This is a genomic window from Rufibacter soli (genome assembly GCF_054781795.1).
This window is the reverse complement of record NZ_BAAGTS010000002.1, coordinates 1747165-1759938: the sequence shown is the minus strand read 5'-3', so window position 1 is coordinate 1759938 and position 12774 is coordinate 1747165. Positions and strand designations below refer to the sequence as shown.

The window sequence follows — 12774 nt, the reverse complement described above, 5'->3', positions numbered from 1 at the left end:
GCTACTTCTATTTGCCCACAAGATCCTTCCAGGAGGATAAACAAATTTGGAACAGTAGCTAAAAAGGAAAGGCCCCGGATGAAACTTCATCCGGGGCCTTTCCTTTTCTGTTTTAAGCCTGTTTTCAGGAAAACAGGCTTAAAACGTCTTTTCTAGTCTTTCTCCTTATTTCAGCAAAGAGGCCAGTTTCTCTTCCAGGGCTGCGCCGCGCAGGTTCTTGGCGATGATCTTGCCTTCTTTGTCCAGTAACACGGTCTGCGGGATGGCGGTGATGCCGTAAAGCGTGGCTGCGCTGCTCTCCCACCCTTTCAGGTCAGATACGTGGGGCCAGGTGAGTTTGTCATTGGCAATGGCCTTCACCCATTTGCCTTTGTCCTGGTCCAGGCTCACCCCGAAGATCTCAAAGCCTTTGTCTTTGTACTTGTTGTACATGCGCACCACGTTGGGGTTTTCCTGGCGGCAAGGCCCGCACCAGCTCGCCCAGAAATCAATCAAGACGTATTTCCCTTTCAGGCTGGACAAAGCCACCTCTGTCCCATCGGGCGAGGGAAGCTTAATATCCGGGGCCACGCTGCCCAGGGCGGTAGCCCGCATCTGCGAAAGGCGAGCCTCCAGCGATTTGGTGTATTTAGAGGCCGGAAGCGTGGTCTTGAAGGCGGTAGCCATGCTGTCCACGAACGGGAATTGCTCGTCCAGGTTCAGGATGTTGCCCGCGGTATACACAGATACCACAGATTTGGGATTGGCCTTTACAAAAGCCTTCAGCTTATCTTGGTATAAACGCTGATTAGCCAGGAATTCATCCTGCAGCTTTTTCATCTCTTCCTGGTTACCCGAGGCCGAGGCTTGCTGGAACCGGTCATTCAGGGCCATAGAGCTAGACTGCATGCCTTGCATGATGTTATTCAACTCCTTTACCAGCTCAGAATCCTTAGACCCTTTCACGGTGTAGCTTTGCGCCACCTTGCCCGAGTCTGCCGTGATCTCAATGGCCTGGTTGTCCACTACCAGCATAATGCCTTCCTGGTTATCAAAGGCCAGCTTGTAGATGGCAGGTTCCGTTACGGTTCCCTCCATGACAAAGGTGCCGTCTTTGTTGATGCTGGCCGTGTCTTTGGGCACGAACGCCTGCTCGCCCAGCTCGTCCAGGTAGACTTTGCCGGTGGTCATGTTATTGATCTTACCCGAAATGCGGTAGGTTTTATCCGTATCTGTGGTGGTGACGCCTTTCTTCTGGCAGGCACCTAACACCGTCAGGGCGGCCGCCGCAAAGATGATTTGTTTCTTCATATTCTTCTAGAGGTGAACCTATCTATCAAGGCTCTCTTTCAATAACTTATTCGCGATTTTAGGATCGGCTTTGCCTTTGGTCTGCTTCATGAGGTCGCCCATGAACATGCCCAGCAAGGACGCTTTCCCAGCCTTGTACTCGGCTACCTTACCAGGGTTGGCCGCCAAAACGCTGTCAATGATAGCCTGCAACGCGCCTTCGTCCGACTCCTGCACCAGGTTCTGCTCAGAGGCTACCTGCTGGGCGGTTTTGCCGGGGTTTTCCAACAGATACGGGAAAATCTGCTTGGCCGCTACCGTGTGGCTCACTTTGTTGCTGTCTACCAAGGCAATAAGGCCGGCTATTTGCTCCGGGGAAAGCGGGAACGCACCCATGTGCAGGGTCAGCTCATTCAGGTAGCTTTTCACCGGACCGCTCATCCAGTTGGCCGCGGCCTTGTAGTTCTGGGTGTGCTGGCATAGGGCATCAAAGTAAAGGGCTATGTCTTTGCTGTCTACCAACACGTTGGCGTCATAGTCAGACAGTCCGTATTCCTGCGTGAAGCGGGTATGCAATTCCTGCGGAAGCGCGGGCATGCTTTCCTTCACGGAGGCCAGCCACTCTTCTGAGATAATTACCGGCGGAAGATCCGGCTCCGGGAAGTACCGGTAGTCATTCATGGTTTCTTTGGAGCGCATCCCGGTAGTGGTGCCGGTGTTGGCGTCAAAGTTCCGGGTCTCAGAATCAACAACTCCCCCATTCTCCAGAATGGCAATCTGGCGGTCAATCTCGTGCTCAATGGCGCGCTGCACGTTCCTAAAGGAGTTCATGTTCTTCACCTCCACCTTGGTGCCCCACTTGCTGGCGCCTTTCTTCATCACCGATACGTTGGCGTCACAGCGCAGGGAGCCTTCCTCCATGTTACCGTCACAGATCTCCAGGTACTGCACCAGTTTCTTGATCTGGGTCAGGTAAGCATAGGCTTCCTCAGAGTCCCGGATATCGGGCTCCGACACGATCTCAATCAGGGGTGTACCGGCGCGGTTCAAGTCCACCAGGGTCTCCGTCTCGCCGGCCAAGTGCATGGATTTTCCGGCGTCCTCTTCCATGTGGATGCGGGTGATACCAATGCGCTTCTCCCCCTGGCTGGTCTTGATGTCCATGTAGCCTTGGGTGCAGATAGGCGTCTTGTCCTGCGTGATCTGGTAGCCCTTGGGAAGGTCTGGGTAGAAGTAGTTCTTGCGGGCGTACAGGTTCTCACGTCTGATCTCAGAGTTAGTGGCTACGCCCATTTTCATGGCCATCTCCACCACTTTCTTGTTCACGCGCGGCAAGGTGCCAGGGTGGCCTAGCGTGATCACGCTCAGGTTGGTATTAGGCAGCATACCGTACTCCGTGGAGTCAGAAGAATACGCCTTGCTCTCGGTCAATAACTGCGCGTGTACCTCCAGGCCTATAATGGCCTGGTACTGGGAACGGATGTCTTCGTTCATGTTTTTCTAGTAGCACGTATCACGCAAACACGTAACACGATTTCTGTTTTGGGTCTATTTTCAGGAAAACAGCCTTAAAACGGCATTGTTTCCAATCTTATACTTTCTTGGCCTGTCCCCTGACAGGACAAAGCTTTGGTCAATTTGAAGTCGTTGGTTCGGCCTGTCAGGGGACAGACCGAAGTACGGTCTAAAGACTCGCGCCGGTTGCGTTTCCGTTTCGGGCCTGTTTTTAGAAAAACAGGCCCGAAACGGAAACTACCTTATGGGAGCAGGCTCTCGGCCTTGGCCAGGGCAGCGTCTAAGCCAGAAACTTCCTTCCCGCCTGCCGTGGCGTAGAACGGTTGCCCGCCGCCCCCGCCTTTGATCTCTTTGGCCAGTTCCTTGATCATCTGCACGGCGTTCAGGCCTTTGCCGGACACCACCTCATCTGAGAGCATAACGGCCAGTTGAGGTTTTCCGTCTACATTAGCGCCTAATACCAGCACTAGGTTATTGACCACGCTGCGTAGGTCGAAGGCCAGTTTCTTGAGGTAATCTGCGTTGCTCACGTCCACGCGGGCGGCCAGGAAATTGACGCCGTTCACGGAGCGTACTTCAGCCGCCAGTTTTTCCTTTTGGGCCGTTACCTGCTTCAGTTCAAAGGCTTCCAGTTGCTTGCGCAAAGCGGCGTTCTCATCCTGCAGTTTCTCAATGGCCTTGCCGAATTCCTTCTGCACGCCCAATACCTGCTTCACTTCCTCAAACTGCGTGATCTGCTCATCCACGAACTGCTCGGCCACATCGGCGGTCACGGCCTCAATACGGCGTACCCCGGCAGCCACCGAGCTTTCGCTCACGATTTTGAAGAACCCGATGTTCCCCGTGTTCTGCACGTGAATACCACCGCAGAGTTCAATGGAGTAATCACGGTTAAAGGTAATCACCCGCACAAAATCGCCGTATTTCTCGCCAAATAGGGCAGTGGCGCCCAGTTGCTTGGCTTCTTCAATGGGCACGTTGCGGCGCTCGTCTTTCTCAATAGACTCCCGAATGCGCTCGTTTACGATCTGCTCCACCTCGCGCAATTGCTCCTCGGTGACCTTGGTGAAGTGCGAGAAGTCAAACCGGAGCAGCTTGTCACTGACCAACGAGCCTTTCTGATTCACGTGGTCACCCAGCACCTGCTTTAAGGCGGCATGCAGTAAGTGCGTGGCCGAGTGGTTTTTCTTGATGAGCGCGCGGCGCTTGCTTTCTACTTTGGCAATTACCGGGGCCTCCAAGTCTTTGGGCAGCTCGGTGGTAATGTGCACGATCAGATCATTTTCTTTGACTGTGTTAATCACCTTCACTTTCCCGGAGGCTGATTCCAGCACGCCGGTGTCGCCCACCTGTCCGCCGCTTTCGGCGTAGAAGGGCGAGCGGTCCAGCACCACGTGGTATTCCTTTTTGTTTTTAGCGGTCACTTCGCGGTAACGCACCACGCGGGCTTCCACCTCTTCAGCGTCATAGGCCACCCACTCGGTTTCCGTGTCTGGTTGTAGCACCACCCAGTCGCCCTGCTCGGTTTGGGCGGCGTTGCGGGAGCGGTTTTTCTGCTGCTCCATCTCAGCGGTGAAGCCAGCCTCATCTATGGTAAATCCGTGCTCTTTGGCAATCAGGGCCGTTAAGTCTAGCGGGAACCCGAAGGTGTCATATAGCTCAAAAGCGGTTTTTCCTGGAATCGTCAGATATTCTGGTTTTCTTTCTTCCTTAAGATCTGGATCTCCACTTTCTATAGAGTAATTTCGAAGTAAGTTTTTCCCTTCGAAAATGGTATCTAACCGTTTCAGGCCATTCTCCAGCGTACGCAGGAAAGCGTTCTCCTCTTCCTCAATTACGCGCTGCACAAAGGCCTGCTGCGCTTTCAGTTCTGGGAACACGTTGGCCAACTGGTCTGCCAGCACCGGCACGATGGTATTCAGGAACGGTTTTTTGAAATTGAGGTACGTGAATGAGTACCGCACCGCGCGGCGCAGGATTCTTCTGATCACGTAACCGGCCTTGTTATTGCTCGGTAATTGCCCATCGGCAATGGTAAAGGAAATCGCCCGAATGTGGTCGGCGATCACCCGAATGGCAATGTCTACTTTCTCGTTGTCGCCATAAGTCACGCCGGCTTCCCGGGCAATGAACTGGATCATGGGCTGGAAAACGTCCGTGTCATAGTTAGACTGCTTGCCTTGGATGGCCATGCATAAACGCTCGAAGCCCATGCCCGTATCTACGTGCTGCGCAGGCAGTTTCACCAAAGAGCCATCGGCCAGGCGGTTGAACTCCATGAACACGTTGTTCCAGATCTCCACCACCTGCGGGTGGTCATTGTTCACCAGGGTCTTTCCGTCTACCTGGGCACGCTCTTCGTCTGAACGCAAGTCCACGTGAATCTCGGAGCAGGGACCGCAAGGGCCGGTATCGCCCATTTCCCAGAAGTTGTCTTTCTTATTACCCATCAAGATGCGGTCTTCGGCAATCATGGTCTTCCAGATATCAAACGCCTCCTGGTCCATGGGCAGGTTCTCAGAGGCATCGCCCTGGAAAACCGACACGTAAAGCCTGTCTTTGGGAAGCTTATATACCTCGGTAAGTAATTCCCAGGACCACCTAAGCGCGTCCTGCTTGAAATAATCGCCAAAAGACCAGTTCCCCAGCATCTCAAACATGGTGTGGTGGTAGGTGTCATAGCCTACTTCCTCCAGGTCATTGTGCTTGCCAGACACGCGCAGGCATTTCTGGGTATCTGCCACGCGCGCGTACGGCGCCGGCTTGTTCCCCAGGAAATAGTCCTTGAACGGGGCCATGCCCGAGTTGATAAACATGAGCGTAGGGTCGTCTTTCACCACTATGGGCGCCGACGGAACAATCTGGTGGCCTTTGGAGGCGAAGAAATCTAGGAACTGCTGACGTATCTGAGCCGAGGTCATGTATTTAAATAATAGCTTTGTAATAGGAGCCGCAAAGTGTTGTAAATGCGAAAGAAAAAACGAATTTTTGCCTTTTCAGAACACAATGCGCCATTTGCAAAAGTAAGCTTTTTTAGCAATATGCCGCAGTGGAACCGGCGTTTTGCGCCTGTTTTACAGAAAGGAAGCCAAAAACGGAAAAGAGTTCTGCGTGCTGCCTCTTGGGTCTAGAGTCGATTCAAAGAGGCAAACCAGACGCAGGACTCCAAACTCAAGACTCAGAAACAAACCACCAGTGCCTTACAAAGAACGCGACATAGAGAAACAGTATTACAGCATTGGCGAAGTGGCCGCCATGTTTGAGGTAGCCCCCAGCCTAATCAGGTTTTGGGAGACCGAATTTGACATTCTCAAGCCCAAGAAGAACAAGAAAGGCAACCGCCTCTTCTCCCCCAAAGACATTGAGAACCTGCGCTTTGTGTACCACCTGGTAAAGGAACGTGGCTACACCATTCAAGGCGCCCGCGAAATGCTAAAAACCCGCGGCGTACAGGCCCGCGAAAAGTTTGAGATGGTTCAGAGCCTGGAGAAAGTAAAGGAGTTTCTCATCAGCATCAAGTCACAACTGCCCTAGGCCCTGGCGGGCCAGTCCAGAGTTCTGAGTCTTGAGTTCTGAGTCTTGGGGTAGGAAAGGCATTTTCAAAATGAAATTTAACTTGCTATAGATCTTCTTTAAAACCGTTTTAAGGCAGTTTTTATAAAAACTGCCTTAAAACGGTTTTCGTTAACTCTAGCTGGTTACTTGGCGTACCTTAAAACCGCCCAACTCAGGGATTTAGTACAATTTAGAACTCTGACTCAGAACTCAGAACTCTCTTTTCCCATGACTCAGGACTCGCGACTCAAGACTCAAGACTCTAAAGATTTGCTCTTCCAGGTGGCTTTGCCGCTTATTCCGCAGGTGGGTGGAGGAACGGCCCGCACGCTGGTAAATTACCTGGGTTCTCCGGAGGCTGTTTTCTCTGCGCCTAAAGATCGGTTAGCTAAGATTCCGCGCATTGGTGACGTACTGGTGCGCAGTATCATGGCTCACAAAGCCGCGGCCCTGCGGCAAGCCGAGGAAGTCATTTTAAGAGCGGAAAAAGAGGAAGTGCAGTTGTTGTATTTCACCAACCCCGCCTACCCAGACCGGTTACGGGATTTACCTGATGCCCCGCTCCTGCTCTACTACAAAGGCACCGCCGACCTCAATGCCCAAAAGGTGATCAGCATTGTAGGCACCCGCAAAAGCACCGAGTATGGCCGGGTAGTTACCGAGCAACTGGTACAAGATTTAGTTAAGCATAACGCCTTGGTGGTAAGCGGACTGGCGTATGGCATTGATATTATTGCGCATAAGGCCGCTTTGAAAGAAGGCCTCCCAACCATTGGCGTCATGGCCAACAGCCTGGAGACTATTTACCCGTTCGTGCATACCCGGGACGCGGAAAGAATGGTGCAGCAGGGTGGCCTGCTCTCCGAATTCCCCTTCGGCACAAAGCCAGACGCGCCCCGGTTCCCCTCCCGCAACCGCATCATTGCCGGCATGGCCGATTGCACCATTGTCATAGAGTCCACCAGCAAAGGTGGCTCGCTTATCTCCGCGGACATCGCCCATAGCTATGACCGGGAAGTAATGGCTGTGCCCGGTCCCATTACTTCAGAAACCTCGAAAGGCTGCAACCAGTTAATTAAAAGCCTGAAGGCCGTGCCCTATACCAAAGCCAAGGACCTGGAAGAGCTACTCAACTGGGACAAGGCCTTGGCTCCTGCCGCGCTTCCAAAACCTGTTCCCACATTGGATCTGTCCCGCTTTCCGGTGGAAGAACAACAGGTGTTACGGGTGCTGCAGCAGGCTGGGCCTACGCATATTGACGTGCTGGGCCGTCATACCCAGTTTTCTATGGGGCAGCTTTCTTCGGTTTTGTTCACGCTGGAAATGAGTGGGCTGGTGAAAGGCCTACCCGGCAAACTGTATAGCCTCGTCTAGCGATATCTTATCCCTGCTTTTCATTCCTAATTTTTAATCCCAAATTAGCCAAAGGTGTTCCTGCTTTACAACGGTAAAATAATTCCAGAAGAAGAGCTTTCCTTGCCCGTTTCTAATAGGGCCTTTCAATACAGTGATGGTTTCTTTGAGACTATCATTTTTGCAAACGGGAAGCCAAGGTTTTGGGCAGATCACCTAGCCCGTATGCAGGAAGCCTGCAATGTATTGCGGTTAGAGTTTCCAGAAGAATTCCTTACAGAAGATTTCCTGGAGCAGGTTTTTGAATTGGGTAATAGAAACGAGTGCGGGTCAATGGTTCGGGTGAAGCTAAAGGTTTGGCGTTCGGGCCAGGGGCTTTATACGCCCCAAACTAACCATGTAGATTGGCTGGTCACTACGCAGTCTTTTGTTCAGCCTGCCTTAACTCCCTTGAAAGTGGGCATTTGTCAAAACATTGCTACCGTGGCCTCTCCCTTTTCTGGGTTCAAAGGCATAAACGCTCCGGTTTACGTCTTGGCCAGCCTGGAAAAACAAGACCGATCCCTGGATGACCTATTGTTATTAGATACTCAAGGCCATTTAGCCGAGGGAACCTATGCCAACCTGTTCTGGGTAAAAAATCAGATCATTTACACGCCGTCGTTATTGACGGGCTGTTTAAATGGCGTTATGCGCCGCAATGTCATCAGGTGGGCTATTAAAAACAACTGGCAAGTACGGGAAGGCTTTTATCTTGCCGCTGAACTGAAGAACGCGGAAGTGGTCTTTACTGGAAATGTGACCGGGCTTAGACCCATTGGCTTAATGGAAGGCGAGGAACTTGCCATGGACCTATCCATTTTGGAGCGTTTGCAGGCAGAGCTCCTGTCCTGAGAAAGTGAATCTATGATTTGTAAATTCCGTTTCGGGCCTGTTTTTAGAAAAACAGGCCCGAAACGGAAAACCATTATTTAGTTGCCACCTGGGCCGAGGCGTTGGCTTCCCAAACCCTTATGAAGTTACCGCCTAGTATTTTCTCAACGTCTTTCTTATTATAGCCTCGCTCCAATAAGGCCTTGGTGATCATGGGGTAGGTACTTACGTCTTCCAGGCCAATGGGCGAAGAGGAGATTCCGTCAAAATCAGAGCCCAGGCCTACATGGTCAATGCCGGCCACCTTTACCACGTGGTCAATATGGTCCAGTAAAACGGACATAGGCGGATTCAGGGTTTTAGTTTCTTCAGGGAACTGCCGGTACAGAGCAGCCCGAAGCTGAGAACCAGAAACCCCTTGTGCTTCCAGGGCTTTAATGTCGGCCTGGTGGCGGGTAGTGAAATCCTTCACGCGTTGGGTATAACCGCTGTCCAGAAACTCAGAGAAGAAATTAAGGTGGAGGACGCCACCATTTTTGGCCAGGGCTTTGAGTTGATCATCCTTCAGGTTGCGGGAATGCGGGCAAAGGGCGGCGGCGCAGCTATGGGAGACCAATACGGGTTTGGTAGTGGTCTGCATCACGTCCCAGAAGGTTTGCTCGCCCACATGCGATAAATCTACCAGCATGCCAAGCTCATTCATGCGGCGCACTACCTGTTTCCCAAATTCGTTGAGTCCTTTTTTGCCGTTGAAACCGGAGCCTTTGGTTTCATCGGCGGCCGAGGAAGCCCAGGAGGTGCTGTTGTTCCAGGTGAGGGTAAGGTAGCGAGTGCCGCGGTTATACAGCGTTTGGAGATAATCCAGGTTGTCTTCTATCATGTGCCCTCCTTCCACGCCAATAACAGAGGCTATTTTACCGGCCTTTACGGCAGCGCGCATTTGAGCCGGTGTGGCCACCAGTTGTAATTGATTTGGGTTGCGGCGGACCAAGGCTTCCAGGCTATCTATCTGTTGGTTGGCAAACGCAAAGGCGCGGCCCTTACCATAGGTCTCATCACAGAAAACCGCGAAGAACTGCACATCCATGCCTCCTTTTTTCAGGCGGGCTAGGTCGGTTTGGGCTTTCCCGGTCAAATCAGTTTCCACGGAATAACCTTCAAAGATTACCTGAGACAAAACATCATTGTGCGTGTCAACCAGAATGGCGTTCTGATGGATGGTTTGGTAAGAGCTGGAACAAGAGAAAAGAAACCCTCCTGCCAGAAGCGAAAAGGTGAAAGAAACTGCTTTTTTGGCTGCGCCCATGATTCAATAATATTATCCGGATTCAGTTTACAGAAAAAACAGCGCTTTGCAAAGGGTAAGGAAACGGGTTTGATGCTTAACCTTTGAAGAAGGCATGAAGAAAGGCAGGATTCTGTTTTAAGCCTGTTTCTCAAAAACAGGCTTAAAACAGAATCCTGCCCCGTGGGTATCACCTTCCCGGAAAAAGGATTTAAAATCGGAAGCGTAAGACTCAGGATTACCCCAGGTATCTTCCTTCTATATTTTCCAGGTATTTTTGCGCGGAGCCGGTATTAAGCAGCAGAACCTTTTCCTGGCCTTGCAGCCAGCCGCTATGCAAGAGTTTACGGGCGGCCATCCAGACGGCGGCTCCTTCAGGGGCCACAAAAAGCCCTTCCCCTTGGCCTAATTCCCGCAACCCTTCCAGCATTTCTTCTTCAGTAATGGCTATAGCGGTACCGCCAGATTCTTTCAGTACCTGTAGCATCAAAGGCTCGCCTAAGGGTCTGGGCACCGCCAAACCGTTGGCAATAGTAGGCGAACCATTGTAGTTCTGGGAGTTTTCCTGCACACCCCCAAAGGTATCTACCAGTGGTTTACAGTTTTGGGCCTGTACGGCTACCATACGCGGTAACCGCACGTCTTTGTCCAGCCAACCCAGGGCAATCATTTCTTTAAAAGCTTTCCAGATGCCAATAAGGCCGGTGCCGCCGCCTGCGGGGTACAAAATCACATCTGGGAGCTGCCATTGCAGTTGTTCAGCAATCTCATAACCCATGGTCTTTTTACCTTCCAGCCGGTAAGGTTCCTTGAGCGTGGAAACATCCAGCAAGTGGCCGTTTTCGTTTAATTTGCGCACCTGGGCGGCGCAGTCATTAATCAGGCCGTCCAGCAAATGCACCTCGGCGCCGTACCAATAACATTCCTCCTTAAACGCCTTGGGCGTATGGCGGGGCATCACCACCACCGCCGACATTTTGGCTTTGGCGCAGTAGGCCGCCATGGCTACCCCGGCATTTCCGGCGGTAGGAATGATACAGCCCTCCACCCCTAGTTCCAAGGCTTTGGAAATAGCCATGCTCAGGCCCCGGGCCTTGAAAGAGCCGGTTGGGTTCTGGCCTTCATCTTTCAGCATCAGGTCCTCAAACCCGTATTTCTCGGCCAGGTTCTTCAACTCCAGCATAGGTGTGAAACCCTCGCCTAAAGAAACCTTAAACCGGTCATCTAACACCGGCAACATTTCCTGGTACCGCCACATGGTGGCCTCTCTTCCTTTCAAGGTTTCTTTGGAAAAGCCTTCCGGCAAGTCATACTCGGCTAAAAGAGGCATGGCGCAGCACGCTGAAACGCGCTGCAAGAGGGAATATGGATAAGGCTGGCCGCACTTTGAGCAAGAAAGACGGCTAATGGTACTAAGGCTGGTGGCTACTGTGGTCATTTGCATAGCTGTTACTACGGCAAGTAGAAGAAAGGCTATGCCCAAATCAAATAGCGTTTTGGTATAGACTATTCCAAAAGGGAATACTGTCTTTTCATAAACTGGATGAAATTTTTATAGGGGGCATTGTTTTCTGTGCCTTTGCGCTGAATGAAATTGAACGTGCGGAACACTTTAAGGTCTTTTACGGGTACCTCCACCAATTCACCAGAGGCCAGTTCCTTCACCACGGCCTGCCGGGGCAGAAAAGCCAGGCAGGTATCTACCCGCACAAAGTTTTTCAGGGCCTCGGTTCCCCCCAGTCTTACCCGCACCGGCAATTGCGACAGCTTCACTCCTTTCTGACCCAGGGCTTCCTCTAAAACCGCCAGCGTACCAGAGCCTGCCTCCCGCAGGGCCAGGGGGATTTGATACAGGTCTTTTACTTCCAGTTCGTGTTTTTTAAGGGGGTTGCGGGGGGAACAGACCGCTATTACCTCATCTGTGAGGAAGGGCGTATAAGTGACTTGGCTTACCTTGTTTATCCCCTCAATAATGCCCAGGTCAATGTCATGGTCCAGCAGGGCCTTTAAGATATTCTGGCTGTTGCGGTTCCTTAGGCTTAGCTGTACCTGCGGGTGCTGGGTAAGGTAAGCCGATAATACCGGTGGCAGAATATAAAGCGAAATAGTGGTACTGGCTCCTAATACCAAAGAGATCTGGGGCGAGAAGCTTTCGCTGAGCAGAGGAAGTTCCTGGTGCAGGTCGTTCTGGATCTGGTGCACGGCCTCCAGCTTTTCAAACAACAGCTGGCCTGCAGGGGTAAGGCTTACCGTATTGCCGTGCCGTTCAAATAGACCGATCTTGTAATGCTCTTCCAGCGCCTTTACCTGTTTGCTAATGGCAGATTGGCTGATAAACAGAATCTGGCTGGCCTTGGTGAAACTCAGCTGCCGGGCCACTTCATAAAAAACAATGTGTTTATGCGATATCACAAAGATGGAAGTAAAGGTGCAGAAATCTACAAATGATCCAGGGAGGCGCGGGTGCGGTCACTGTCCAGGCGGTTGCCGGTGTTCACGGTGCTGGCAGGCTCAAACAACAATACGCTTACCTCCTCTTCGGCCACTGGCCGATGCTCCACGCCCCGGGGTACCACCAAAAACTCGCCTTCCTGTAGTTCAATGGTTTGGTCTCTGAACTCTATCTTGAGGCTCCCTGCCAGAACCAGGAATAACTCATCTTCCTGGTCATGGTGGTGCCAGACAAATTCTCCTTTCAGCTTGGCCAGTTTCACATGCTGGCCATTTAATTCACCCACAATTCTAGGGTGCCAGTAGTCCTGGAAAAGGTCCAGCTTTTGTTTAAGGTTTACTTTTTGCATAAGGCCTAATGTAAAATGGAAAGTGAAGATAGCAGGCCGCCCGGCAAATCCAGTTAGCCCAGCAAATTTTTAGGCAACTGAAGCGGTAGTGACACAAAAAGAAAAAGCCTCCCTATGGAAAGG

The 12774-nt window shown here is 51.8% G+C and carries 10 protein-coding genes; 3 read left to right on the top strand and 7 right to left on the bottom strand.

The window, feature by feature from the left end; all coding sequences use genetic code 11:
- Nucleotides 1–165: 165 nt before the first annotated feature.
- The 3 genes from ACYVJQ_RS09235 to alaS all read right to left on the bottom strand — a co-directional run bounded on the left by ACYVJQ_RS09235 (nt 166) and on the right by alaS (nt 5705).
- On the bottom strand, nt 166–1290 hold the full coding sequence (locus ACYVJQ_RS09235; protein ID WP_460892785.1) for a redoxin domain-containing protein: 1125 nt from the start codon (nt 1288–1290) through the stop codon (nt 166–168).
- Nucleotides 1291–1308: 18 nt separating this feature from the next.
- Nucleotides 1309–2763, bottom strand: a complete 1455-nt coding sequence (gene gatB / locus ACYVJQ_RS09230) for an Asp-tRNA(Asn)/Glu-tRNA(Gln) amidotransferase subunit GatB (RefSeq protein WP_460892784.1) — start codon at nt 2761–2763, stop codon at nt 1309–1311.
- Between the two features lie 263 nt (nt 2764–3026).
- The gene (gene alaS / locus ACYVJQ_RS09225; protein WP_460892783.1) at nt 3027–5705 is read right to left on the bottom strand and encodes an alanine--tRNA ligase; all 2679 of its coding nucleotides are present in this window, start codon (nt 5703–5705) and stop codon (nt 3027–3029) included.
- Between the two features lie 274 nt (nt 5706–5979).
- On the opposite strand from alaS, the gene ACYVJQ_RS09220 reads away from it, so the two are divergent.
- The 3 genes from ACYVJQ_RS09220 (at nt 5980) to ACYVJQ_RS09210 (ending at nt 8586) form a co-directional block, all read left to right on the top strand.
- Nucleotides 5980–6318 carry a MerR family transcriptional regulator gene (locus ACYVJQ_RS09220; RefSeq protein ID WP_048920378.1) on the top strand — a complete coding sequence of 113 codons (339 nt, stop codon included), beginning with the start codon at nt 5980–5982 and terminating at the stop codon, nt 6316–6318.
- A gap of 249 nt (nt 6319–6567) precedes the next feature.
- Nucleotides 6568–7713, top strand: coding sequence for a DNA-processing protein DprA (dprA, locus tag ACYVJQ_RS09215; RefSeq protein ID WP_460892782.1), 1146 nt, complete (start codon nt 6568–6570; stop codon nt 7711–7713).
- 54 nt (nt 7714–7767) lie between these two features.
- Complete coding sequence (locus ACYVJQ_RS09210) at nt 7768–8586, top strand: aminotransferase class IV (RefSeq protein WP_460892781.1); 819 nt, start codon at nt 7768–7770, stop codon at nt 8584–8586.
- Between the two features lie 73 nt (nt 8587–8659).
- Here the strand turns inward: ACYVJQ_RS09210 and ACYVJQ_RS09205 are convergent, their stop codons facing one another.
- The 4 genes from ACYVJQ_RS09205 to ACYVJQ_RS09190 form a co-directional block, all read right to left on the bottom strand.
- Nucleotides 8660–9871 carry a dipeptidase gene (locus ACYVJQ_RS09205; protein ID WP_460892780.1) on the bottom strand — a complete coding sequence of 404 codons (1212 nt, stop codon included), beginning with the start codon at nt 9869–9871 and terminating at the stop codon, nt 8660–8662.
- 217 nt (nt 9872–10088) lie between these two features.
- On the bottom strand, nt 10089–11288 hold the full coding sequence (locus ACYVJQ_RS09200) for a threonine synthase (RefSeq protein WP_460892779.1): 1200 nt from the start codon (nt 11286–11288) through the stop codon (nt 10089–10091).
- 68 nt (nt 11289–11356) lie between these two features.
- The gene (locus ACYVJQ_RS09195) at nt 11357–12262 is read right to left on the bottom strand and encodes a LysR family transcriptional regulator (RefSeq protein WP_460892778.1); all 906 of its coding nucleotides are present in this window, start codon (nt 12260–12262) and stop codon (nt 11357–11359) included.
- Nucleotides 12263–12288: 26 nt separating this feature from the next.
- On the bottom strand, nt 12289–12651 hold the full coding sequence (locus tag ACYVJQ_RS09190) for a cupin domain-containing protein (RefSeq protein WP_460892777.1): 363 nt from the start codon (nt 12649–12651) through the stop codon (nt 12289–12291).
- Between the last annotated feature and the right edge of the window lie 123 nt (nt 12652–12774).